Genomic DNA, 23490 nt, shown 5'->3' with positions numbered 1-23490 from the left:
CCACGCCCGGCCGATCCGGCCATGCCGACCGCTACAGCTTGGGGGCTCCCAGTGACCTCGGCGACTTTCCCGCGTACGCGCACCCTGCCGGGCCGGTGGACGAGGAGCGCGGCCGTGGCCGCCTCCCTCGTGGGCGTGCTCGCGCTCACCGCGTGCAGCGGAGGCGGCGACTCGGACGGCGACTCCACCCCCAGCGGCGCCCCGACCAGCGCCGACGCCGGCACCGGTGGCACGGGCGGCGACTCGGGGGGCGGTTCGGGAGGCGGTTCGGGCTCGGCCGCGGGCGAGCTGGAGGGCAGTTGGCTGGCGACCACCGACGGCAAGGCCGTCGCCCTCGTGGTCACCGGCGACAAGGCCGGGCTCTTCGCGACCGGCGGGTCCGTGTGCAGCGGAACGGCCAGCGAGCAGGGCGGCAAGCGCACCATCCGGCTGCAGTGCACGGACGGCAGCAAGGACCGGGCGGCCGGGACCGTCGACTCCGTCGGCAAGGGCGAGCTGAAGGTGACCTGGGAGGGCGGCCTCGGCGTGGAGACGTACACCAAGGCCGAGGGTGGCAAACTGCCCACGGGCCTGCCCACGGCCGGTCTGGGATCGTGATGTCCGATCGGTGACCGGCTCACCGACGCGACTCCCGAGGACTCCATGCGCACCATCTCCGTCACCGCCACCGTCGCCGCCCTCGCCGCGGCGCTCCTGCTGACCTCCTGCGACAGCGCCGGGGACGACAAGGACACCCAGGACAAGGCGGGCGGCGCCGGCTGCGTCGCCGATCTCGCCGTGCGCTTCGGGCCCGCCAACGCCGCGCCCGCCGCCGGGGACACGGGCAACGTGCCGGTGACCGTCACCAACCGCGGGGACGCCCCGTGCACCGTGGAGGGCCTGCCCGGCGTGGACCTGGTCGCCGGGGACACGACCGCCGCGGTCCCGGCCGCGGACGCCGCCTCGGCCGGGAAGGCGACCTTCGCGAAGGGCGCCTCGCTGGCGTTCACGCTCACCTACGTCCGCGGCGAGGAGGGCGGCGACGGCTCCCTCGCGGCACGGTCGGCGACGGTGCGGCTGCCCGGTGCCGACAGGAGCGAGAGCTTCGAGTGGGCGTACGGCGCTGTGGCCCTGAAGGACGACGGGCGCACGCCGGACGCCTCGGTGACCGGCTTCCAGCAGTCGACCGACTGACGACGGACGTACGGCTGCCGGCAGGCGACCGGCTGACGACGGGAGACCGACCGACGACGGACGACCGGCAGACGACGGTCGACCGACTGACGACGGACGTACGGCTGACAGCAGCCGACCGGCTGGCGAGACGGACGACCGACCGACGGCAGCCGACCGACCGACGACAGACGACCGAGACGGCAGACGACCGGCCGACGCCAGGCCACCGGCAGACGACGGACGTACGGCTGCCGGCAGCCGACCGGCTGGCGAGACGGACGACCGACCGACGCCAGACGACCGACCGACGCCAGACGACCGGCCGACGACCAGGCCAACGGCAGACGGCGCTCAGGTCAGTGGCCGGCGCGGGTCCACCCGGGCCCGGTCGGCCGCCTCCGACCCCTCGGTCCAGCCCGCGTCGTCGCTGACCCCGCGCAGCCGCGTCGTCGTGGTCCGCGGGAACATGCGGTCCAGCCGGCCGGTGACCGCCAGCTCGCGGGAGGCCAGGACCGGCAGCAGGTCGTCGGTCACCTGCGTCCGGGCGGCGGCGTTGAGACGGGTGCTCACCCGATGGGCGTAGGCCGCCAGGAACGACTGCCGGAACGTCTTGGTGCGCTTGCGGCCGCCCGCCCGCTGGGCCGCCTCCGCCTTGGTCATCGCGGTCTGCGCCTGCACCAGCAGCGAGGTGTACAGCAGCTCCACCACCTCCAGGTCCGCCTCGAACCCGACGACGGTGGAGAAGCCGAACGGCTCGTTCCACACGGCCCGGCAGTGGTTGGCCCGCGCCACCGCGTCCAGCAGCACGGCCTTGGCCTGCTCGTACGGCGGCTCCACGCCGATCCGGCAGGCGCCCGGCGCGTCGGCGGCCCCGGCGGGCGCACGGGAGGCGACCAGCGCCTCGTCGATGCTGTGCCGGGCCATCAGCTCCTGCGCCTTGGCGGTCAGCGCCTCGGCCTCCTGCGGGAACCCGGTCGCCTCGGCCTTCGCGAGCAGCGCCCGGACCCGGGTCAGCATGCGGGACTCCGGGCGGGCGGCGGCGCCGGACGGGGCGGCCGTCTCCTCCAGGGGCTCGAGCGCGGGCAGCCGCAGCAGCAGGCGGTACAGCTCCAGGACGGCGGTGGCGTACGAGAAGCGGTCGGTGCGGGTCGGCGCCTCGCCGGGCAGGGCGTCGAGCTGGGCCCGCCAGCGGGGGCCGCGCGCCCGGTCCCGGGGGGCCTGCGCCCGCACCAGCACTGCCAGAAGGCGCACGTGCACGTCGTCCAGGTCGCGCCGCACCAGCCGTACGACGTCGGCGGGCTGCCAGCCCCTGCGCCAGGCCGCCGCCACGAACTCCTCGCCGCGCCGGGCCAGTTCGGCGTCGGACGCGGGGTCTGCGGCGAGCAGCGAGGCGCCCGTGTCGAGCGTCGCGTGCCCGGTGTCGTAGAGGGCGGCCTCGAGGGCGCGGTCGACGGTGCTGGGCGTGCTCACCAGGCGATCGTAAGTCTGTTCCCGGCACCCCACTGTCAACTACGGGTTGACGCCCCGCGACTGTCAACCTACGGTTGACACATGTCGACGAACCCCAGCATCACGTCATCCGTGCGTCTCGACGAACTCATCGCGGCCATCAAGAAGGTCCACGAGGAGCCCCTGGACCAGCTCCAGGACGCCGTGATCGCCGCCGACCACCTCGGTGAGGTGGCGGACCATCTGATCGGCCACTTCGTGGACCAGGCGCGCCGCTCCGGTGCCTCCTGGACCGACATCGGCCGCAGCATGGGCGTCACCCGGCAGGCCGCGCAGAAGCGGTTCGTGCCCAAGGAGGGCAACGACCTCGACCCCCAGCAGGGCTTCGGCCGCTACACCCCGCGCGCCCGCAGCGTCGTGATGGCCGCCCACAACGAGGCCATCGCGGCCCGCAACCCCGAGGGGCGCCCCGAGCACCTGGTCCTCGGCCTGCTGGCCGAGCCGGACGGCATCGCCGCGAAGGCCATCCTCGACCGGGGCGTCCTCCTGGACTCCGTGCGCCAGGCCGCCACCGCCGCCCTGCCGCCCGCCGCCGACGAGGTCCCCGAGCTCATCCCGTACGGCTCCGACGCCAAGAAGGTCCTGGAGCTCACCTTCCGCGAGGCCCTGCGCCTCGGCCACAACTACATCGGCACCGAGCACATCCTGCTGGCCCTGCTGGAGTTCGAGAACGGCACCGGCGTCCTGTCCGGCCTCGGCATCACCAAGCAGGACGCCGAGGCGTTCACCGCCGCGGCGCTCTCGCAGTACCTCGGCGCCGGTGAGCGGACCGCCCGGGAGGCGGCCGGCGAGGACGGCACGCCCCAGGGCTGAGGCCGATGTCAGACCCGGGTGCCACACTCGCGGCATGACCGACCGGTGGGCGCTCGCCCCGGCCGAGGACGGCGGCGCCGAGATCGCCCCCCTCGGCCGGGACGGGCTGCTCGCCGCGCCGCCGCTGCGCGCCCCCGACCTCGCCGAGGCGGTGCGCGCCCGGCCCGGGGTGGCCCGCTGGGTGTGGTGCTCCACCTCCGAGGTCTATCCGCGCCTGCTCGCGGCGGGCGTCCGCGTCGAGCGGTGCTACGACATCGAGGACGCCGAGACCCTCCTCCTCGGCCACGAGGGACGGCACGGCGCGCCCCGGTCGGCCGCCGCCGCCCTCGCCCGGCTGCGCGGTGGCCCCGTACCGCCCGACCCGCCGCAGCGCGCCGCCGAGCCCGGCGCCCAGTCCTCCCTGTTCGACCCGCAGACGGCCCCCGTGCCGCTCGCCGACCTGGCCGAGGTGTACGCCGACCAGCAGCGGCGGCACGACCTCACCGCCCACCCCGACCGCATGCGGCTGCTGACCGCCGCCGAGTCCGCGGGCATGCTCGTCGCCGCCGAGATGAACCGCGCCGGGCTGCCCTGGAGCGCCGGCGTGCACCGCCAGGTGCTCACCGACCTGCTCGGCGAGCGGTACGCGGGCGGCGGGGAGCCGCGCCGGCTCGCCGAGCTGGCGGACGAGGTGTCGGCCGCGTTCGGGCGCCGGGTGCGGCCCGATCTGCCCGCCGACGTGATCAAGGCGTTCGCCCAGGCCGGCGTCAAGGTCAAGTCGACCCGGCGCTGGGAGATCCAGTCCGTCGACCATCCGGCGGTGAAGCCCCTCATCGAGTACAAGAAGCTGTACCGGATCTGGGTCGCGCACGGCTGGTCCTGGCTCCAGGACTGGGTGCGCGACGGGCGGTTCCGGCCCGAGTTCCTCGCGGGCGGCACCGTCACCGGACGCTGGGTCACCAACGGCGGAGGCGCCCTGCAGATCCCCAAGGTGATCCGGCGCGCGGTCGTCGCCGACCCCGGCTGGCGGCTCGTCGTCGCCGACGCCGACCAGATGGAGCCCCGCGTGCTCGCCGCGATCTCCCGGGACCCCGGGCTGATGGAGGTCGCCTCCCGGGAGACCGACCTCTACCAGGCCGTCTCCGACCGCGCCTTCTCCGGTGACCGCGCCCAGGCCAAGCTCGCCGTGCTGGGCGCCGTCTACGGCCAGACGTCCGGCGACGGGCTGAAGAACCTCGCCGCGCTCCGCCGCCGCTTCCCCCGCGCGGTCGCGTACGTCGACGACGCGGCGCGGGCCGGCGAGGAGGGGCGGCTCGTGCGGACCTGGCTGGGACGGACCTCGCCCCCGGCCGCCGGGGCGTCGGAGGAGGCCGCCGAGGAGGCGGGCATCCCCGTCCCGGACACGCCCTCGGGGCCCGACGGACCGGCCGGCGGGTCCGCGCCCCAGGACTGGGTTCCCGGCTACGCCTCCACCGACGCCCGCGCCCGCGGCCGCTTCGCCCGCAACTTCGTCGTCCAGGGCAGCGCCGCCGACTGGGCCCTGCTGCTGCTCGCCGCGCTGCGCCGGTCCTGCGCGGACATGGCGGCCGAGCTGGTCTTCTTCCAGCACGACGAGGTGATCGTGCACTGTCCCGAGGAGGAGGCCGAGGCCGTCGTGGCCGCGATCCGCGAGGCGTCCGCGCTCGCCGGACGGCTCACGTTCGGGGAGACGCCGGTGCGGTTCCCGTTCACCACGGCGGTCGTGGAGTGCTACGCGGACGCGAAGTGAGGGACGGGCCGGTCCCTCTGCCCCGACCTCAGAGGACGGGCGGCCGGCCCAGCCGGGTCAGCCGCACCACCGTGCGCCAGCGCATGGGCCGCCGCTCGCCCGCGGACTCCCTGACGCCCTCCAGGAAGCCGCCGAACCAGGCCCGCAGACCGGCCGCCGACCGGGTGCGGGCGAGCGTGAGCAGCACCCAGATCCCGAGGTGGACCGGGATGAGCGGGAGCGGCAGCCGGCGCCGGGTCAGCCAGACCCGGTTGCGGGCGTTCACCCGGTAGTAGATGGCGTGCCGCGCGGGCGAGGTCTTCGGGTGCTGGAGGAGGAGTTCGGGCGCGTAGAGGATGCGCCAGCCGGCGTCGATCGCCCGCCACGCCAGATCCGTCTCCTCGTGCGCGAAGAAGAACTGCGCGGGCCAGTCACCGGTCTCGGCCAGCATCGCCATGCTCAGCGCGTGCCCGCCGCCGAGGAAGCCCGTGACCTCACCGCCGCGCATCGGATCGGACTTGCCGACCCTCGGCACGTGCCGCTGCTGGGTCTCGCCGTTCTCGTCGGCGATCCGGAACCCGACGATGCCGAGACGGTCGTCGGCGGCGTACAGGTCCCGCACCCGGCGCAGCACATCGGCGTCGACGAGCAGCCCGTCGTCGTCCAGCTCGACCACGACGTCGACGTCCCCGAACGCGCGCAGCCGCTCCAGGGCGACGTTGCGCCCGCCGGGGCAGCCCAGGTTCTCGTCGAGCTCGATCCCGGTGAACTCCCCCGGCAGGGACAGGCGTTCGGCGAACTCGGGCAGCGGGCAGCCGTTGCCGACGACCACGACGCGGTGCGGGGCGAGGTCCTGCTTGGCGACGGACTCCAGCAGCGCGTCGACCTCCGCGGGCCGGTTGCCCATGGTCACCACGGCCACGGCGATCCTCGGTTCCGTCATGCCCGTCCCTCGTCCGTCCTGTCCGGCTCGTCCGGCTCCCGCTCCCACGCTCACCGGCGTGATGCTAGTGGTTCACCGGGACGCCGTCCCCCGTTCGCCCCCCGCCCGCGTCAGGCCCGCAGCGGGTTGAAGCGCTCGGCGGCCATCACGTACCAGGCCGTCGCCCCCAGATGCCGGTACGGGTAGTACCCGAACCCGAACCCGGTGTCGATCGGGCTGCTGGCCGACACCACCCCGGCCCGCGCGGGCAGGGCGCGCCCGCCGGCCGTCTGTCCGCCGCCGAGCCGGTCCTGGGCCCGCTCGATCGAGTCCAGCAGCCGCCGCGCCCTGGCCTCGTCGCCCCGGCCGTGCCGGTCGCGCAGGCAGAGCGCGAGATGGGCGGTGCCCTCGAACCACACGCCGTTGCGGTCGGGTCTGGGCTGCCCGTCGGCGATCGGGGCGCCCTCGTCGGCGAGCAGACTGGCCGAGCTGAAGGTGACCCCCTCGTACGACTGCCCCGCCGGGACCGTGCTGTTGGGGCGGCCGGCGTGGTCGAGGACGGCGAGCCGGCGCGCGGCCCAGTCCAGGGAGCGGGCCCGGGATCGATCGTCGAGGGCGAGGTAGGTCCAGGTCTGGGTGTCCTCGGGGACCGGCGAACGGTTGACGGTCACGCCGTCGTTGGTGCCGGTGTAGAAGAAGCCGCCGTCCGGCTCCCACATCCGCTCCACGAACGCCCGGGCGTGCGCGCGCCGCTCGCGCCAGACGCGGTCCCCCGTGAGCCGGGCGAGCCGGCCGAAGAGGCCGACGAGGTCGGTGTTGTGCTCGGTGGAGGAGAACGGCAGCTTGGCCCCGGCCCCGTCTACGCCGAACTTGTAGCCGCCGAGGGGTTCGTCGTCCGTACGCCCGTTGCGCTCGATCCACTCCGCGATCCGCACGGCACCGTCGCGGAAGCGGCGCTTCCCGGTCCGCCCGGCGAGCGCGGCCAGCGCGATCCCGGCCCAGGCCATGTCGCCGACGGCCGTCCCCGTGAACCCGAACTGCGTCCCCACGTTGGCCGTGCCGTCCGCCCGCACGAACCCGTCGGGCTGGAGCGAGCCGTCGTAGAAGGTGTACGGCCCCACGTTGTACGCCTGCCGCAGCCGCCCGTCGTCGTGCTCGGGGTCGTGCGCCTGCGCGTACAGCAGCGCGTCCCCGAGCGCGACCGCGCGGGCGTGCGCGTCCGGCGTACGGGCGGCGAGCAGAGCGAGGACCGCGAGCCCGTTGTCGTAGGTGAAGGCGGTGCTGAAGAGGCCGGCCTGGTCGGTGTAGCTCTGGGCGAGCCGGATACGCCCCTGCTCGGGGTAGGCGTCCATCGCGGCGGCGAGGAAGGCCACGGCCCGCCGCCCGGCCGGCCCGCCACCGGCACCGCTCCCGCCGGAGGGGCCGCCCGCGTGCGCGGTGCCCACGCCGGCCGCGGTGAGCACGGCGGCGCCGATACCGGCCCCGAGCAGCCCGCGGCGGCTGAGCGCCGGGCCCTGTCTGTCGCTGAAGTCGGTCATGGATCTCCCTCGGCCGGAGCGGGCACGCCTGTTTGAGAGCGCTCTCAAGAACGCGCGCTCATTCTGCTGGCGGCCGGGAGCCGGGTCAACGCTCGTGCAGCCTCGGGGACTTGACGGGCGGACGACCCGCCTCGGCTACCGCACGACCTTGGCGAGCAGCGCGGCCAGGTCGGCGAGGAACTGCAGCCAGGGCCGGGCACGCTCCGCCCGCCGCCCCAACCGCCTCCCCCAGCCCACCGGCCGACGGCTCTCCCGGCGGCTGAGCACCTTGTCCCGCACCCGCTGTAAGTCCCTGACACGCCGCGCGCCAATCCGTGTACGTCGTCTCATACGGGGACGCTAGCGACGGCCGGCACGGCGCCACAGGGCGGCGGACCGCCAAAGGGCGGTGCGGGTTATTGGCGGTAACCGTCAGACCGTCACACGACGGCCCCGTTCTGCACCGAACTCCCTTTCCCATCCCACCAGTTGCCCCGCGACCCCGTGCACCGTCACGCATACTGTCTGTCGTGGTCGCCAGGTGGCGGTCGTCACCGACGCCTGGCGCGACGGCGGCCGCGTCGAGGTGTGGGACGTCCGGCGCGGCACCCGGGTCGCCCGCCTGGAGGGCACGCCCCTGGACTACGACGGCGACCGCTGGGTGACGTTCACCCCCGACGGCGACCGGCTCGCCGTGCTCGACGAGGACCGGCGGGTGGTGTGGTGGCGGGTGGACGCCGAACGCCGGGACGGCCTGACCCGCTCCATCGCCGACGCGACGGGCCTGCTGGGCGTGGCGCCCGACGGCACCCTCGTCGTCAACCTCGTGGGCGACGTCGGCCTGTTCTCCCCGGACGACGCCGAACCGCTGGGCCGCCTCCGCCAGACCTCGGGCGACAGCCTGCGCACCGCCCGGCTCCGGGGCGATCGCCTGCGCCTCCTCTCGGACAAGGACGACCGCACCCTCGCCCTCTCCCCCACGACCTGGCACACAAGACTGTGCGCGGCCCTGCCGGGCCCCAACAGCCGCGCCCAACGCGAACGCCCGGCCCTGGAGATGGCCCGTCAACCGGACCCGTGCCCGTCGGACTGACCGCGGCTGCACGCCGCGCTCCGGAGACCCGCGGACGCCCCGCCCTGCCCGAAGGCGGGGGCGGGGCCCGGGGGACGTACCGCTCCGCGTGCACGGGGGTGGTACGGCGGAGCCGTGCGGTGCCGATAACCGGTCGGCGCCTCGTCCCCTCACCGGGAAGGCGGGCCTCCTGCCGGGGGAGCGTCGGCTGCTTCCCGGAGTCCGAACGGTGCGGAGCGCCGGCTCACGGCTCCCGGCGGCCCTGCACCTTGATCGCGGCGGCCAGCAGCGCCGCCGTCACGGCCGCCACGTAGACGCAGGCCAGGTAGGGGCCGCCGGGGAACGAGACCCCACCGGACTGCCCCTGGAAGTCGCTCAGCGCCAGGAACGGCATCCACGGGCCGATGTCGACCCCCGCCAGCCAGTCCCCCGTGGCGGACAGTGACGGTTCTACGACCAGCGCCCACACCAGCAGGACGGTGATGGTCGCGCCACCGCTCTTCAGGAGGAGGCCGACGGCCAGGCTCAGCACGGCCACGAGGGCGAGGGCGACGGGAACGGTGAGGAGCTGACGCCACTCGAGCCCGCCGGAGGGAAGGACGTCCGCGTCGGGCGCCACGACCGAGGCGACGGCCACGCCTCCCGCCCCCAGCACGACCCCCGTCAGGGCCGCGAGGGCCGCGACCACCCCGGCCTTCGCCAGCAGCAGCCGGGTCCAGGACGGTACGGCGAGACGGGACTGCCAGATCGTGCCCGTCCGGAACTCCATCGTGGCGCTGCGGGACGCGAACACCATGATCAGGAACTGTGCGAAGGCGGGACCGACCAGAACCTCGGAGAGCCCGGGCTCGTCCCCCTCCACGGGCGACCGTACGGCGAGACCGCTGAGGGTGAGCGACACCAGCGCCGTGGCCCCCAGCAGCCACGGTGTGGAGCTGAGCGAGCGCAGCTTGTACGCCTCGGCCTTCAGCACGGCGGTACTGGTCATACGGCCCTCTCCTCCGCCGGGCGCACCGAGCCCCGGTACTCCACCGAACTGCCCGTGAGCTGGAGGTAGGCGTCCTCCACCGTCCCCCGGCGCGGTGTCAGTTCGAACAGCACGAGGCCCGCCCCGGCCACGGCCCGGCCGATGTCCTCGCAGCTCATGCCGGTGACCAGCAGAGGCGGAGCGGCCGGATCGGGCCCCGGCACGCCGTCGGTCACGGTGGCTCCCGCATGGGTGAGCAGCTCCCGCAGCCGGCCCGGTTCGGGACCGCGGACGAGCACCTCGCCCGCGGAGGAGGCGTCGACCGTGGTGAGTTCCGCGATGGAGCACTGCTTGATGAGGCGCCCGCGGCCGATCACCACCACCTCGTCGGCCAACTGCGCCATCTCGGCGAGCAGATGGCTGGACACCAGCACGCTGCGCCCTTCGGCGGCGAGCTGCCTGAGGAGCCCGCGCATCCACGCGATGCCCTCGGGGTCGAGGCCGTTCGCGGGCTCGTCCAGGATCAGGACCCCGGGATCGCCCAGCAACGCCCCGGCCAGTCCCAGCCGTTGGGACATGCCCAACGAGAAGCCGCCGACCTGCCGGCCCGCCACCTCCGTGAGCCCGACCCTGGCCAGCACCTCGTCCACCCGGCCGACGCCGATCCGGTTGCTGTGCGCGAGCCAGGTCAGATGCGCCCGCGCACTGCGCTTGGGGTGCGCCCAGCGCGCGTCCAGCAACGCCCCGACGACACGCAGGGGTTCGGCGTGCTCGTGGTAGCCGCGCCCCTGGATGCGGGCCGTCCCCCGGTCGGGCCGGGTCAGGCCCAGCGCCATGCGCAGGGTCGTGCTCTTGCCGGCACCGTTCGGCCCCAGGAATCCGGTGACGGACCCCGGGCGCACGGTGAACGACAGGCCGTCGACGACGCGCTTCCTGCCGTACGCCTTGGTCAGGTCGTCGATCTCGATCGTGGACATACCCTGCCCCCGCCCGTCAGGCCGTCGCGAGCTGGTGGACCACGGCGAACACGCCGGCCAGCAGCAGGAGGAGCACCCAGACCACCCTGCCGACGGGGGTGCCGCGCCGCACCGCCCGCACGCACTCGGCCACGGCGATCACCGCCGCCAGCAGCCCTATGCCGCCGATCACCGCACCCAGGACGTACGCCCAGGTGTGGTTGCCCAGAGTGCGCAGCAGCCCGGCGGCCAGGCCGAGCGGCAGCACCGGCCAGGCGTCGCCACTGACGGAGGACGGAGCCTCGTTCGGCGTCACGGAGGGGCTTTCGTTGCTCATGTCTTCCTTGAGTCGTCGAAGGGAGATCCGGTGGGGCGCGGTGGGGCGGGCGGTGCGGCGCGCGGGCCCCGGAACGACGAGGTCCCGGGGTCCGCGCACGCCGCGCCCGTGTCCGGCTGTCAGAGACCGAGGACGTCCCGGACGGCCGAGTAGACCTCGTGCACCGTCGCGCCGACCTCGATCGCCTTGCGGACGAGCCACGGCACGTAGCGCTCGTACGCCCGCTTGAAGGCGTCGTAGCCCGCGCGGGCCGCGTCCTTCAGCTTGTTCCAGGCGCCGGAACCGAGGCCCTTGAGCTTGTTGATGATCCAGGTCCACCGACCGCGCTCCCCGGCCCGGTCGCTCTGGACGTCCTTCGAGGCGGTGTCCGCCTTGCCGGCCGTCGAAGCCGACGGGGCCGGCTTCACCTCGGCGGCCGAGGACACCGCGCGGTGGGTGTCGGCGGCCTGCACCTGAGTGACGTCGGCGGGGCGGGCCTGCGGCATCGCGGAGGCGGCCGGAGCACCGACGCCGATGAGCGCGCCGACGAGCACCGTGCTCGCGATGATGCGGTTCTTGTTCAAGGAATCCTCCGTGAATCGACTGCCGAGCCGCCGTGGTCGGTCGACCAACGGCTCGAGCAGGCTCACGAGGCCCTCTCTTCGCGATCGCTTCGTTGCGACTCCCCGTTGCCTCAGGCATGTGGGAAGCATGCCCGTGAGGTGTCTTCACCGTGTCTCCGGTGCGCCCCTTGTCCTGGTCAGCCGACGGGATCGCGTCAATTCGTCGCACTCGTGAAAATCTTTTCGCGGCGTACTCGGGCCCGTCATACCGGACTACAAGGCGCTTGCGATCCGTGATCAGCTCTTGTTATTGCTAAGGCAGGTGATGCGCGTCGCTGACCACTTCGCGCCTCCACGGCAGGCCTATCCGGCCTTCCAGACAAACGGGGACAGGGGGACTTATGTCCAGATCGATGACCGGTGCCACCAGAGATCCTGGTTCCGTTCAACTCCGGTTGCTGGGCCATGACGGCGTCCACCTCGCCGACGACGAGGCCTACCGGCTGCCGCCGCAGACCGCGGAGCTGCTGGCCTACCTCGAACTGCGCGAAGGGCGGACCGCGCGCCGCCCCGCGATCATCAGGTCCCTGTGGCCGGACAAGGCGGAGCGCGTCGGGCGGCGCCGGCTGAGCCGGCTGCTGTGGCGGGTCAACCAGGCGGTGTCCAGGGAACTGGTGATCGCCGAGGGCGAGACCGTACGCGTCTCGGACGCCCTCACCAGCGACTGGCAGCAGGCGCACGACGCCCTCGCCCACCCGGACTGGCCGCACACGCCGTCCCTCACGGCCGACCTCGAACTGTTGCAGCTCCCGCTGCTGGTCGACGTGGACTCGCCCTGGGTCGAGGAACACCAACGGACGTGGGATCAACGGCGGTTCTACGCCCTGCGGGAAGCGGGGGAGATCCTGCTGGCCGACAAAAGGCTGAGAGAAGCCGTCGAGATCGCGGAATCCCTCGTCACCTGGGAACCGCTGGACGAGCCCAGTCATCTTCTTCTGATCAGCGCCCATATGAAACTCGGCGCCGCCGGCAGATCCACGGAGCTCTACCAGGAATTCCGGCGCCGCCTGCGGAAGGAACTGGGAGTCGAGCCGGCTTTCGAACTCGCCCAGGTGACGGCCCTGGCCGGCTGACCCCGCCACGGAGAAATGCTCCCCGGCGCACGTGCCGCCGGTGCCCTCCCCCTCACTCCGGCCGCACGCGGGCGGCGCGCAACTCGTCCACGCCGAGGCCGTCCGTCTCGTCGTAAGCGGTGCACAGCCTGTGGACCACCGTCCACCGGCCGTCGGGCAGGGCACCGGCGAACATGGAGGCCGTACCGGTCCCCCCGTTGTGCCAGATCAGGGGCAGCGGCCCCGTCCGCTGCCAGCCGAGAGCGGGCTCGCCCAGGGACCGGTCGACGACGAGACCGGTCAGCACGCGGGCCATCGTCCGCGGACTCGCCCACAGACCGCCCGCGGGCAGGATCGCCCCCGACATGGTCCACGGTTTCGCGCTACGACCGAACAGCCCCGTCGGCAACGACCGGTTGTGCGCCGGCGGCACGACGACCATCGCGTCGTCCGGCAACCCGAGGGGCGCCAGCAGATGCACGGCGACGAGCTCCCTGTACGGCCGCCCGGCCGCCGCGGTCAGGGCGGCCCCGAGCACCGCGTAGCCGAGGTTGGAGTACTCCTCCCGCTCCCCGGGAGGGCCGACGACGAGACGGTCGAGCCCCGCGAGCAGCATGCGCAGCCGGTCCTCGGTGAACGCCCGGTACGGATCGAACCGCGCGAGACCGGGCGGCGCCCGAGGCAGCCCCGACGTGTGCCCCGCGAGATGACGCAGGGTGATCCCGGTCCCGGCCGGAACGCCGAGCCACCGCTCGACGGGATCATCGAGCGCGACCACTTCCTGCTCGGACAGCCGCTGCAGCACGGTGGCGGTGACAACCTTGCTGAACGACCCCATCTCCGCGTACCGGTCCGGATCATGCCCGCCGATGACGACCGGCTCGTCATGGGAACTACCGAGAACACAGGTGGGGACGGGGCGGGAGCGCACGTGCGGAAGATCCTCGGGGTCGGCGCGGAGAAGACACACCAACCCTCTCGCGCAACGGCGTCGGACACATCCCCCTGCGAGACGGCCCACCCTCCGCCCCTGGACGGACACCGAAGCGATGGTCTGCTGCAGCCGACCCTGGTCATCCGTCGCGACGGCCGGATCGACACGATCATGGCCCTCCGGGGTGGGGGCGACGGCACTGGGCCGCTGACGCGAAAAGCCCAGCTCAGGAAGTTCTGAGCTGGGCTTCGGATGGAGCCGCCTTCGGGATTCGAACCCGAGACCTACGCATTACGAGTGCGTTGCTCTGGCCATCTGAGCTAAGGCGGCGCGCTGCCCGCACTATGGTGCGATCAGCAACGTCGGTAAGTCTACACAGTTTCTGTGGTGCTCCGAACCAGCCCCGACCCGGCCCCTGCCCAGCCGCGAGGCGGGCGCGAGGCCGGGCGCGAGGCCCGCCGTGAGGTGTCAGCAGCGCTTGTCCTGGGCCGGGGCCTTCCCCCGGACGAGGTACGTGTTGATCGTGCGGTCGACGCATGTGCTGCCCCGCCCGTACGCCGTGTGCCCGTCGCCGTCGTAGGTGAGGAGGCGGGCCGAGGAGAGCTGGCTGGAGAGAGCGCGGGACCAGCGGTACGGGGTCGCCGGGTCGCGGGTCGTGCCGACCACGAGGATCGGGGCGGCGCCCCGCGCCTCGATGCGCTGCGGCTGCCCGGTGGGCGCGACCGGCCAGTACGCGCAGTTCAGGGTGGCCCAGGCCAGGCCCTCGCCGAAGACCGGGGACGCCTTCTCGAAGGCCGGCAGGGCCTTGCGGACCTCGTCCGGCGTGGAGAAGGCCGAGGGCAGGTCCAGGCAGTTCACGGCGGCGTTGGCGAACATCAGGTTCGTGTAGCGGCCGTCGGCGTCCCGCTCGTAGTAGCTGTCGGACAGGGCGAGCAGTCCGGAGCCGTCGTTCTCCCGCATCGCCGAGTTCAGCGCGTCCCGCAGGGTCGGCCAGGCGCCCTCGTCGTACATCGCCGCGATCACGCCCGTGGTGGCCAGGGACTCGCCGAGCTTGCGGCCGTCCGCGTCCCCGGTGGGGACCGGCCGTGCGTCGAGCTTCTTGAAGAATTTCTTCAGGTTGCCGCCCACGTTCTTCGCCTCGTCGCCGAGCGGGCAGTCCTCGCGCCGGACGCAGTCCTGGGCGAACGCCCGGAACGCCGTCTCGAAGCCCGCCGTCTGGTCGAGGTTCATCCGCCGGGCCGGCAGGGACGGGTCGATCGCGCCGTCCAGGACCATGCGCCCCACCCGGTCCGGGAACAGACCGGCGTACGTCGCCCCCAGGAAGGTGCCGTACGACGCCCCCACATAGGCCAGCTTCTCGTCGCCGAGCACCGCGCGCAGGAGGTCCATGTCGCGCGCCGCCTCGGTGGTCGAGACATGGCGCAGCAGACCGGGGGCGTCCGCCCCGCAGCCCTCCGCGAACCTCTTGTACGCGTCGACCAGCTCACCGACCTCCTTCTCGTCGTCCGGCGTGAAGTCGGTCTGCGTGTAGCGGTCCATCTGCCGTCCGTCGAGGCATTCGACGGGCTCGCTGCGGGCGACCCCGCGCGGGTCGACGGCCACCATGTCGTAGCGGGCCCGCACGTCCACCGGGTAGCCGATCCCCGCGTACTGCTGGAGGTAGGCGATGGCCGAGCCGCCCGGTCCGCCCGGGTTCACCAGGAGGGAGCCCAGCCGTTCGCCGGGGCCGGTCGCCTTCTTGCGGGCCACGGCGAGCCGGGTCTGCCCGGCGTCCGGTTCGGCGTAGTCGAGCGGCGCCCTCAGCGTGGCGCACTGGAATCCGGGCACGCCGCACGCCCGCCAGGTCAGCTTCTGCTCGTAGTACGGCGTGAGCGCCGCCGGTGTCGACCGCGGCAGCGCGGCCAGGGCCGCCCCGGCCGCCGGGTTCCCGGCCGGCTTCGCGGATCCGCCGGAGGAGCAGGCCGAGACGAGCAGGGCGGCGACGCCGAGCAGGGCGCCAAGGGTGCCCGCCCGCCGGGAGCGGCGACGGCGGTCGCGTGCGCCCGACGTGCTCGGGGCCGGGCCGGGGTGAGCTGAGGTGCTGCGCCAGGTGTGCATCTGGCGAGGGTAACTCTATGGAGTCGGGCAGACGCTCTGCGTGCGGGTCTCCGCTCGTACGTGTTACCCGCAGGGTCACCCCAGGGTCGGAGACGCGCCCCGGTGTCAGCCCGCTCTGAGCGCCATCGTCATCGCCTCCACCGCCAGCAGCGGCGCCACATTGCTGTCCAGGGCGGTCCGGCAGGCGGCGATCGCCTCGATCCGGCGGAGCGTGGACTCCGGTGAGCTCTCCCGGGCCAGGCGCTCCAGGGCGTCCTCGACGTCGGTGTTGGCGAGGGCCACCCGGGAGCCGAGCTGGAGGGCGAGGACGTCCCGGTAGAACGCCGTGAGGTCGGTCAGCGCGAGGTCCAGGCTGTCGCGCTGCGTCCTGGTGCGGCGGCGCTTCTGCTTGTCCTCCAGGTCCTTCATGACCCCGGCGGTGCCGCGCGGCATCCGGCCGCCCTGGGCCGCGCCCAGCGCCGCCTTCAGCTCGTCGGTCTCCTTGGCGTCGGTCTCCTCCGCGAGCTGCTTGGCGTCCTCGGCGGCGGCGTCCACCAGCTCCTGAGCGGCCTTCAGGCAGGCGCCGATCTCGCCCAGCCGCAGGGGCAGCTTGAGGACGGCGGCCCGGCGCTGCCGCGCGGCCGGGTCCGTGGCCAGCCGGCGGGCCCGGTCGACGTGCCCCTGCGTGGCGCGGGCAGCGGCGGCGGCGACCTCCGGCTCGACGCCCTCGCGCCGGACGAGCATGTCGGCGATGGCGTCGACCGAGGGCGTGCTCAGGTTCAGATGGCGGCAGCGGGAGCGGATCGTGGGCAGGACGTCCTCGATGGAGGGCGCGCACAGCAGCCACACGGTCCGGGGGGCGGGCTCCTCGACGGCCTTGAGCACGGCGTTGGCGGACTTCTCGTTCAGCCGCTCGGCGTCCTCGACGAGGATCACCTGCCAGCGGCCGTTCGCCGGTGAGGTGAAGGACTTGCGGACGGTGTCCCGCATGTCGTCGGCGAGGATCTGCGTGCCCACGGCGGCGACGGTGGTCACGTCGGCGTGTGTGCCCAGCAGGGCCGTGTGGCAGCCGTCGCAGAAGCCGCAGCCGGGCGAACCGCCCAGGGCACGGTCGGGGCTGACGCACTGGAGGGCGGCGGCGAAGGCCCGGGCCGCCTGGTTCCGGCCCGCGCCGGGCGGGCCGGTGAACAGCCAGGCGTGCGTCATCTTGGACGCCTCGGGCGGCGGGGCGTCCGTGGCCGCGGCCGTGACGAGGGCGTCGGCGTCCCTGGCGGCGGCGTCCAGCTGCGCGCTGATCCGCTCCTGCCCCACCAGGTCGTCCCACACGGTCATGGGCGCCGCCCGCCTTTCGTCACACTTCGGGTCACCGCGTCCATTGTGCGGGGCGGCACTGACAACCCGGCCGGCCAGGACCGGCGGAGGTCAGCGCCGTCGGCCCCGGCCCCTGCCCCGGCCGCCGCCGTCCTCGTCGTCGTACGCGTCCTCGTGCGGGCCGAGCAGCTCGTCCGCCAGCGACGGCAGGTCGTCCAGCGGGGTCTCCTCGGCCCAGTCGGAGCGGGACCGGCGGCGCGGTGCGCCCGTCTCGTCGACCTGGGGCATCTCGCGCGTGCGCTCCTCCTCGCGGAAGTACCCCGGCGGGACACGGTCGTCGGAGCCGTCCGCCGGCACCGGCGGGAGGACAGCCGTCTCATCGGCGGCACCCGGCGGAACCGGAGGCAACACGGCCGTCTCATCCGCCGCACCCGGCGGCACAGGCGGCAGTACGGCCGTCTCGTCCGCCGCGCCCGGCGGGACCGGAGGCAGCACGGCCGTCTCGTCGGTGGCGCCGGACGGCGGCGACACCCGGGGCAGCTTCGAGGTGGACTCCGCGGCGGACTCCTCGTCCCGCGCGGGCTTCACCTCGCGCACCGGGCGCAGGACCGTCGTCTCGTCGGCCGCCCTGCCCGCCGCCGCCGCCTGCTCCGGGGTCACCACGGGCGTCGGGACGGTCATCGCGTCGTCCGGGGCGGCCGGGGCCGCGGGAGCCGTCGGACGGGGGCCGGCCTGTGCGGCGGCCGCGGCCTGCTCGGCGAGCCGCCGGGCCTCCTCGGCCCGCAGCAGGGCCTCCTCCGCCGCGCGCTGCTTCTCCAGGCGCCGCGCCTCGGCCTCGGCGCGGATGCGCGCCTCCTCCTCCGCCTGCTTGCGGCGGGCCTCCTCCTCGGCCTTGCGGCGCGCCTCCTCCTCGGCGCGCGCCTTCTCCTCCGCGAGGAGCCGCTTGCGCTCCTCCTCGGCGCGGCGCTGCGCCTCCTCGGCCCGCAGGCGGGCCTCCTCGGCCTGCCGTTCGGCCTCGCGGCGCTGCACCTCCTCCAGCTCGCGCCGCTTGCGCTCCTCCTCCTCGGCGCGCAGCCGGGCGAGCTGCTCCTGGCGCTCGCGCTCCAGGCGCTCCTCCTCGGCCTTGCGGGCGGCCTCTTCCTCGGCCTTGCGGCGGGCCTCTTCCTCGGCCTTGCGGCGCGCTTCCTCGCGGGCCTGGATCTCGGCCTCGGAGAGCGGGAGCATCTGGTCGAGCCGGTGCCGGATCACCGTGGTGACGGCCTCGGGCTCCTGGGCGCCGTCCACCACCAGGTAGCGGCCGGGGTCGGCGGCGGCCAGCGTCAGGAACCCGGAGCGCACGCGCGCGTGGAACTCCGCCGGCTCCGACTCCAGCCGGTCCGGCGCCTCGGTGAACCGCTCGCGCGCGGTCTCCGGCGCCACGTCCAGCAGCACGGTCAGATGAGGGGCCAGGCCGTTGGTCGCCCAGCGGTTGATGCGGGCGATCTCCGTCGGCGACAGGTCGCGGCCGGCGCCCTGGTAGGCGACCGAGGAGTCGACGTACCGGTCGGAGATCACGACGGCGCCGCGCTCCAGCGCGGGCCGGACGACGGTGTCGACGTGCTCGGCGCGGTCCGCCGCGTACAGCAGCGCCTCCGCGCGGTGCGAGAGCCCGGCGCTCGACACGTCCAGCAGGATCGAGCGCAGCCGCTTGCCGACGGGCGTCGCCCCGGGCTCGCGGGTGACGACGACCTCGTGGCCCTTGCCCCGGATCCACTCGGCCAGCGCCTCGGCCTGGGTGGACTTCCCGGCGCCGTCGCCGCCCTCCAGGGCGATGAAGAAGCCGGCGGCGGCCGGGACCTGATCGGGGTCGTGCCCACCGAGGACGGCGTCCCGCAGGTCCTTGCGCAGCGGCACCCCGGACCGGTCGTCGACCTTGGCCAGGACCAGCACGGCGACGGGCAGCAGCAGCGCGCCGACCAGCATCAGCGTGAAGGCGGCGCCGCCGTGCGCGAAGACGAACTTGCCGCTCTCCAGCCGGTGCGGCCCGATGAGCGCGGCCACCAGCGGGGCGAGCACGGCGCCGAGCGCGACGCACAGCCGTACGACCGCGTGCAGGTGCTCCGTGGTGCGGGGGCGGCGGAATTCCTCGGCCTCCTGGTCGAGCAGCGCGTGCCCGGTGTTGGCGGAGACGCCCGCGCCGTATCCGGCCAGGGCGAGGATCAGCAGCACGGTCGTGACGTCCGGGACCAGGCCCGCGGCGAGCAGGGCGACGCCGGTGACCGCGACGGCGAGCGCCAGCAGGCGGCGCCGCGACAGGGCCGGCAGCACGGAGGGCGCCGTACGGATGCCGGCGACCACGCCGCCGGTCAGGGCGAGCACCATCAGGCCGTACAGGACGGGACCGCCGCCCAGGTCCTTGGCGTGCAGGACGGCCACGGCGACGGCGGCGGCCACCGCGGCGGCGACGGCCGCGCACGCCGTCACGAGCAGGGCGATCGCGCCGGTCCGGCCCTTGTCGGCGCCGGTGCCGGTCTTGGGACGGCGCAGCCCCTCGAGCGGCGACCGCGCGCGCGGGGTGCGCGTGTCGGGCAGTTCCAGGAAGGTGACGACGGACAGCGAGGCGGCGAACAGTCCGGCGGCGACGTACGAGCCGAGCGCCGCCTGGTGCTGGGCGAACCAGTCGAGCCCGGCGCCGAGCAGGTTGTTCAGCAGGGACGCGGCGATCAGGGTGGCGGCGGCCAGCGGGACGGCCACGAAGGCGGTGCGCAGCGACAGCCGGCGCAGCGCGTCGAGGTGGTCCGGCAGCGGCCGTACGGTGGCGCCCTCCGGGGGCGGGGGCGGCAGCAGGGCGGGGGCCGCGCTCTCGCGGGCCACCGTCCAGAACCGCTCGGCGACGCCGCTCACGAAGACGGTGACCAGCAGCAGCGCCAGCGCGTTGTCCGGGGTCCAGTCGATCCAGAGCGGGGCGACGATCAGCAGGGCGGCGCGCAGCCCGTCGGCGCCGACCATGGTCCAGCGCCGGTCGAGCGGGCCGTCCTGGCCGGTCAGCGAGGTCAGTGGGCCGAGGAGCACGGCGCCGAAGAGGAGCGTCGCCAGGAGGCGCACACCGAAGACCGTCGCCACTGCGAACGCCGCGCCGCGGTAGCCGCTGCCGAACGACCCTTCGGCGATCGCCGCCTGAAGGGCCAACAGGACCAGCACGAGCAGCGCGAGGAAGTCGCCGACACCGCCGACGAGCTGCGCGCTCCACAGCCGCCTCAGCTGCGGTCGGCGCAGCAGGGCGCGGATGGCACGCTCTCGGGAGTCCGCGACCAGCGCGTCGTCGGGGGCTTCGGGGTGGGCCGTTGGCTGCTCGGCTCGCGTCATGCGTTCAGCCTATCGGGACGCACCGACAGCCCGGCGCGCCCGCCCGAACGGACGCCCGCCCCGACACCAAACTGATGCCGAGGCGTTCGTTTCGCGAACCCGAAACGCGGTACGGGCCCTCAACGCCGGGCCCGGAGCGCCGGATTCGGGCCGATATCGACCCGCGCCCTCTTCCCGTCCAGGCCGTCGCCCGGACTCAGTCGTCGTCGGACGAGTCCGGCGTGTCGGAGGCGCCCGCCCCGTTCGCGGCGGTGGCCTTCGCGGCGGTCTTCTTCGCCGCCGTCTTCTTGGCCGTCGTCGTCTTCTTCGCCGCGGTCTTCTTGGCGGCCGTCTTCTTGGCCGGGGCGGCCTTCTTGGCGGTCGTCTTCTTGGCGGCGCTCTTCTTCGCCGTCTTCTTCGCGGGGCCCTTGGCGCGCTTCTCGGCGAGCAGCTCGAAGCCGCGCTCCGGGGTGATCGTCTCGACGCTGTCGCCGGAGCGCAGGGTGGCGTTCGTCTCGCCGTCCGTCACATACGGGCCGAAGCGGCCGTCCTTGACGACCACGGGCTTCTCGCTCACCGGGTCGGTGCCGAGCTCCTTCAGCGGCGGCTTGGCGGCCGCGCGACCGCGCTGCTTGGGCTGGGCGTAGATCGCCAGCGCCTCGTCCAGCGTGATCGTGAAGAGCTGCTCCTCGGACTGCAGCGACCGCGAGTCCGTGCCCTTCTTCAGATACGGGCCGTAGCGGCCGTTCTGCGCGGTGATCTCCTGGCCCTCGGCGTCCTTGCCGACGACACGCGGCAGCGACATCAGCTTCAGGGCGTCGTCCAGCGTCACCGTGTCGAGCGACATCGACTTGAAGAGGGAGGCGGTGCGCGGCTTGACCGCGTTCTTGCCGGTCTTCGGGGTGCCCTCGGGGAGCACCTCGGTGACGTACGGGCCGTAGCGGCCGTCCTTGGCGACGATGGTGTGGCCGGTGGCCGGGTCGGTGCCCAGCTCGAAGTCGCCGCTGGGCTTGGCCAGCAGCTCCTCGGCGAGCTCGACGGACAGCTCGTCGGGCGCCAGGTCCTCCGGGATGTCGGCCCGCTGGTGCTCCTCGGTGTCCTTCTCGCCGCGCTCGATGTACGGGCCGTAGCGGCCGACGCGCAGCACGATGCCGTTGCCGACGGGGAACGAGGAGACCTCGCGGGCGTCGATCGCGCCCAGGTCGGTCACCAGCTCCTTGAGGCCGCCGAGGTGGTCCCCGTCGCCGTTGCCCGCCTCGGCCGCGCCGCCGATGCCCGGGCCGTCGCCCTCACCGAAGTAGAAGCGCTTCAGCCACGGCACGGACTGGGCCTCGCCGCGGGCGATGCGGTCGAGGTCGTCCTCCATCTTGGCGGTGAAGTCGTAGTCGACGAGCCGCCCGAAGTGCTTCTCCAGCAGGTTGACCACGGCGAAGGACAGGAAGGACGGGACGAGTGCCGTGCCCTTCTTGAACACGTAGCCGCGGTCGAGGATCGTGCCGATGATCGACGCGTACGTCGACGGGCGGCCGATCTCGCGCTCCTCGAGCTCCTTGACCAGGGACGCCTCGGTGTAGCGGGCCGGGGGCTTGGTGGCGTGCCCGTCGACCGTGATCTGCTCGGCGGTCAGCCGGTCGCCCTCGCCGACCTGCGGCAGCCGGCGCTCGCGGTCGTCGAGCTCGGCGTTCGGGTCGTCGGCGCCTTCGACGTACGCCTTGAGGAAGCCGTGGAAGGTGATCGTCTTGCCGGACGCGCTGAACTCGACGTCCCGGCCGTCGGCCGCGGTGCCGCCGATCTTGACGGTCACGCTGTTGCCGGTCGCGTCCTTCATCTGGGAGGCGACGGTCCGCTTCCAGATCAGCTCGTACAGCTTGAACTGGTCGCCGGTCAGGCCGGTCTCGGCGGGCGTGCGGAAGCGGTCGCCGGAGGGGCGGATCGCCTCGTGCGCCTCCTGCGCGTTCTTGACCTTGCCCGCGTAGGTGCGGGGCTGCGGGGGCAGGTAGTCGGCGCCGTACAGCTGCGTGACCTGGGCGCGGGCGGCCGCGATCGCGGTGTCGCTCAGCGTCGTCGAGTCGGTACGCATGTACGTGATGTAGCCGTTCTCGTACAGCTTCTGCGCGACCTGCATGGTGGCCTTCGCGCCGAAGCCGAGCTTGCGGCTCGCCTCCTGCTGCAGCGTCGTCGTACGGAACGGGGCGTACGGCGAGCGGCGGTACGGCTTGGACTCGACGGAGCGGACGGCGAACTGCGTCTGCTCGAGGCCGGCGGCCAGCGCGCGGGCGTTGGCCTCGTCGAGGTGGAGGGTGTTCGCGCTCTTGAGTTGTCCCAGGGAGTCGAAGTCGCGGCCCTGCGCGATCCGCCTGCCGTCGACGGTCTGGAGGCGGGCGACCAGCGTCGACGGGTCCGAGGGGTCCCCCGCGCGGCCGGTCGCGAAGGTGCCCGTCAGGTCCCAGTACTCGGCAGAACGAAAGGCGATGCGCTCGCGTTCCCGCTCCACGACGAGACGCGTGGCGACGGACTGGACACGGCCGGCCGACAGACGCGGCATGACCTTCTTCCACAGGACCGGCGAGACCTCGTAGCCGTAGAGGCGGTCGAGGATGCGGCGGGTCTCCTGGGCGTCGACCAGCTTCTGGTTCAGCTCGCGGGGATTGGCGACGGCGGCCTGGATCGCGGCCTTGGTGATCTCGTGGAAGACCATCCGCTTGACCGGGACCTTCGGCTTCAGCACCTCCTGGAGGTGCCAGGCGATGGCCTCGCCCTCGCGGTCCTCATCGGTGGCGAGGAAGAGCTCGTCGGATTCCTTCAGCAGGTCCTTGAGCTTCTTGACCTGAGCCTTCTTATCGGCGTTGACCACATAGATCGGCTCAAAGTCGTGTTCGACGTCCACGCCGAGACGGCGGACCTCACCCGTGTACTTCTCCGGCACCTCGGCGGCGCCGTTGGGAAGGTCGCGGATGTGCCCGACGCTCGCCTCGACTACGTAGCCGGGGCCGAGATAGCTCTTGATCGTCTTCGCCTTGGCAGGCGACTCGACGATGACGAGTCGGCGGCCGCCCTGTGCGGTCTCGCTGGTCGGGGACAACTTCGCTCTTCTCTCCGGTCGACGCTGGGCCTCCCCAGGATCGGTGGCGCCCGGGGTCGGGTGGTGGTGCTGACGCTGCGGAGTGTGACGGTACATCCCGCCCCGTTGTCAAACGGGAAAAGCCCGCAACGGCCA

At 73.7% G+C, this 23490-nt stretch carries 19 protein-coding genes and 1 tRNA gene; 6 read left to right on the top strand and 14 right to left on the bottom strand.

Features of this window, described 5'->3' with window-relative positions; genetic code table 11:
- Positions 1-114 precede the first annotated feature (114 nt).
- Both F8R89_RS19670 and F8R89_RS19665 read left to right on the top strand, forming a co-directional pair.
- Positions 115-597, top strand: a complete 483-nt coding sequence (locus F8R89_RS19670) for a hypothetical protein (protein WP_413251262.1) — start codon at positions 115-117, stop codon at positions 595-597.
- A gap of 45 nt (positions 598-642) precedes the next feature.
- On the top strand, positions 643-1173 hold the full coding sequence (locus F8R89_RS19665; RefSeq protein ID WP_151785193.1) for a DUF4232 domain-containing protein: 531 nt from the start codon (positions 643-645) through the stop codon (positions 1171-1173).
- 333 nt (positions 1174-1506) lie between these two features.
- Here the strand turns inward: F8R89_RS19665 and F8R89_RS19660 are convergent, their stop codons facing one another.
- Entirely contained in the window at positions 1507-2625 is a 1119-nt protein-coding gene (locus F8R89_RS19660; protein WP_151785192.1) for a DUF2786 domain-containing protein, read from the bottom strand.
- 81 nt (positions 2626-2706) lie between these two features.
- On the opposite strand from F8R89_RS19660, the gene F8R89_RS19655 reads away from it, so the two are divergent.
- Positions 2707-3477 (top strand): Clp protease N-terminal domain-containing protein, encoded by a 771-nt coding sequence (locus F8R89_RS19655; RefSeq protein ID WP_151785191.1) that lies wholly within the window; start codon positions 2707-2709, stop codon positions 3475-3477.
- A gap of 34 nt (positions 3478-3511) precedes the next feature.
- The gene (locus F8R89_RS19650) at positions 3512-5224 is read left to right on the top strand and encodes a bifunctional 3'-5' exonuclease/DNA polymerase (protein ID WP_151785190.1); all 1713 of its coding nucleotides are present in this window, start codon (positions 3512-3514) and stop codon (positions 5222-5224) included.
- Between the two features lie 28 nt (positions 5225-5252).
- Here the strand turns inward: F8R89_RS19650 and F8R89_RS19645 are convergent, their stop codons facing one another.
- The 3 genes from F8R89_RS19645 to F8R89_RS19635 all read right to left on the bottom strand — a co-directional run bounded on the left by F8R89_RS19645 (position 5253) and on the right by F8R89_RS19635 (position 7993).
- Complete coding sequence (locus F8R89_RS19645; RefSeq protein WP_151785189.1) at positions 5253-6146, bottom strand: glycosyltransferase family 2 protein; 894 nt, start codon at positions 6144-6146, stop codon at positions 5253-5255.
- Positions 6147-6256: 110 nt separating this feature from the next.
- Positions 6257-7663, bottom strand: a complete 1407-nt coding sequence (locus F8R89_RS19640) for a Tat pathway signal sequence domain protein (RefSeq protein ID WP_151785188.1) — start codon at positions 7661-7663, stop codon at positions 6257-6259.
- A gap of 135 nt (positions 7664-7798) precedes the next feature.
- Positions 7799-7993: a hypothetical protein gene (locus tag F8R89_RS19635; protein ID WP_151785187.1), complete on the bottom strand. Its 195-nt coding sequence runs from the start codon at positions 7991-7993 to the stop codon at positions 7799-7801.
- Between the two features lie 190 nt (positions 7994-8183).
- Between F8R89_RS19635 and F8R89_RS19630 the strand changes: the two genes are divergently transcribed.
- Positions 8184-8735 (top strand): hypothetical protein, encoded by a 552-nt coding sequence (locus tag F8R89_RS19630; RefSeq protein WP_151785186.1) that lies wholly within the window; start codon positions 8184-8186, stop codon positions 8733-8735.
- Positions 8736-8958: 223 nt separating this feature from the next.
- Here F8R89_RS19630 and F8R89_RS19625 read toward each other — a convergent pair whose 3' ends face one another.
- From F8R89_RS19625 to F8R89_RS19610, 4 genes are all read right to left on the bottom strand, one after another.
- Positions 8959-9702, bottom strand: a complete 744-nt coding sequence (locus tag F8R89_RS19625; RefSeq protein WP_151785185.1) for a hypothetical protein — start codon at positions 9700-9702, stop codon at positions 8959-8961.
- Entirely contained in the window at positions 9699-10658 is a 960-nt protein-coding gene (locus F8R89_RS19620) for an ABC transporter ATP-binding protein (RefSeq protein WP_151785184.1), read from the bottom strand. Before F8R89_RS19620 ends, F8R89_RS19625 begins: the two co-directional genes overlap by 4 nt.
- Positions 10659-10674: 16 nt before the next feature.
- Positions 10675-10974: a hypothetical protein gene (locus F8R89_RS19615; RefSeq protein ID WP_151785183.1), complete on the bottom strand. Its 300-nt coding sequence runs from the start codon at positions 10972-10974 to the stop codon at positions 10675-10677.
- A 119-nt stretch (positions 10975-11093) separates the two neighbouring features.
- Positions 11094-11537, bottom strand: coding sequence for a hypothetical protein (locus F8R89_RS19610; protein ID WP_151785182.1), 444 nt, complete (start codon positions 11535-11537; stop codon positions 11094-11096).
- Between the two features lie 434 nt (positions 11538-11971).
- Between F8R89_RS19610 and F8R89_RS19605 the strand changes: the two genes are divergently transcribed.
- Positions 11972-12649 (top strand): AfsR/SARP family transcriptional regulator, encoded by a 678-nt coding sequence (locus F8R89_RS19605; protein ID WP_192806175.1) that lies wholly within the window; start codon positions 11972-11974, stop codon positions 12647-12649.
- Between the two features lie 52 nt (positions 12650-12701).
- Here F8R89_RS19605 and F8R89_RS19600 read toward each other — a convergent pair whose 3' ends face one another.
- The 6 genes from F8R89_RS19600 to topA form a co-directional block, all read right to left on the bottom strand.
- Positions 12702-13559 carry a serine hydrolase domain-containing protein gene (locus F8R89_RS19600; RefSeq protein ID WP_225994443.1) on the bottom strand — a complete coding sequence of 286 codons (858 nt, stop codon included), beginning with the start codon at positions 13557-13559 and terminating at the stop codon, positions 12702-12704.
- Positions 13560-13815: 256 nt separating this feature from the next.
- A tRNA-Thr gene (locus F8R89_RS19595) sits at positions 13816-13892 on the bottom strand.
- A 138-nt stretch (positions 13893-14030) separates the two neighbouring features.
- A complete protein-coding gene (locus F8R89_RS19590; RefSeq protein ID WP_151785180.1) occupies positions 14031-15659 on the bottom strand; it encodes an alpha/beta hydrolase in 1629 nt (542 codons plus the stop codon).
- A 105-nt stretch (positions 15660-15764) separates the two neighbouring features.
- Positions 15765-16970, bottom strand: coding sequence for a DNA polymerase III subunit delta' (locus tag F8R89_RS19585; protein WP_151785179.1), 1206 nt, complete (start codon positions 16968-16970; stop codon positions 15765-15767).
- A 90-nt stretch (positions 16971-17060) separates the two neighbouring features.
- Positions 17061-20294 carry a dTMP kinase gene (gene tmk, locus F8R89_RS19580; protein ID WP_151785178.1) on the bottom strand — a complete coding sequence of 1078 codons (3234 nt, stop codon included), beginning with the start codon at positions 20292-20294 and terminating at the stop codon, positions 17061-17063.
- A 196-nt stretch (positions 20295-20490) separates the two neighbouring features.
- Positions 20491-23355, bottom strand: a complete 2865-nt coding sequence (gene topA, locus F8R89_RS19575) for a type I DNA topoisomerase (protein WP_151785177.1) — start codon at positions 23353-23355, stop codon at positions 20491-20493.
- Between the last annotated feature and the right edge of the window lie 135 nt (positions 23356-23490).

The organism is Streptomyces sp. SS1-1, assembly GCF_008973465.1.
Taxonomy (GTDB): Bacteria; Actinomycetota; Actinomycetes; order Streptomycetales; family Streptomycetaceae; genus Streptomyces.
This window is presented reverse-complemented; position numbering and strand designations above follow the sequence as displayed.

Excerpts from the sequence above, each read along its gene's own strand:
- F8R89_RS19665 (WP_151785193.1), top strand. The coding sequence starts at position 643 with ATGCGCACCATCTCCGTCACCGCCACCGTCGCCGCCCTCGCCGCGGCG.
- F8R89_RS19655 (WP_151785191.1), top strand. The coding sequence starts at position 2,707 with ATGTCGACGAACCCCAGCATCACGTCATCCGTGCGTCTCGACGAACTC.
- F8R89_RS19650 (WP_151785190.1), top strand. The coding sequence starts at position 3,512 with ATGACCGACCGGTGGGCGCTCGCCCCGGCCGAGGACGGCGGCGCCGAG.
- F8R89_RS19645 (WP_151785189.1), bottom strand. The coding sequence starts at position 6,146 with ATGACGGAACCGAGGATCGCCGTGGCCGTGGTGACCATGGGCAACCGG.
- F8R89_RS19640 (WP_151785188.1), bottom strand. The coding sequence starts at position 7,663 with ATGACCGACTTCAGCGACAGACAGGGCCCGGCGCTCAGCCGCCGCGGG.
- F8R89_RS19635 (WP_151785187.1), bottom strand. The coding sequence starts at position 7,993 with ATGAGACGACGTACACGGATTGGCGCGCGGCGTGTCAGGGACTTACAG.
- F8R89_RS19625 (WP_151785185.1), bottom strand. The coding sequence starts at position 9,702 with ATGACCAGTACCGCCGTGCTGAAGGCCGAGGCGTACAAGCTGCGCTCG.
- F8R89_RS19620 (WP_151785184.1), bottom strand. The coding sequence starts at position 10,658 with ATGTCCACGATCGAGATCGACGACCTGACCAAGGCGTACGGCAGGAAG.
- F8R89_RS19615 (WP_151785183.1), bottom strand. The coding sequence starts at position 10,974 with ATGAGCAACGAAAGCCCCTCCGTGACGCCGAACGAGGCTCCGTCCTCC.
- F8R89_RS19590 (WP_151785180.1), bottom strand. The coding sequence starts at position 15,659 with ATGCACACCTGGCGCAGCACCTCAGCTCACCCCGGCCCGGCCCCGAGC.
- F8R89_RS19585 (WP_151785179.1), bottom strand. The coding sequence starts at position 16,970 with ATGACCGTGTGGGACGACCTGGTGGGGCAGGAGCGGATCAGCGCGCAG.
- tmk (WP_151785178.1), bottom strand. The coding sequence starts at position 20,294 with ATGACGCGAGCCGAGCAGCCAACGGCCCACCCCGAAGCCCCCGACGAC.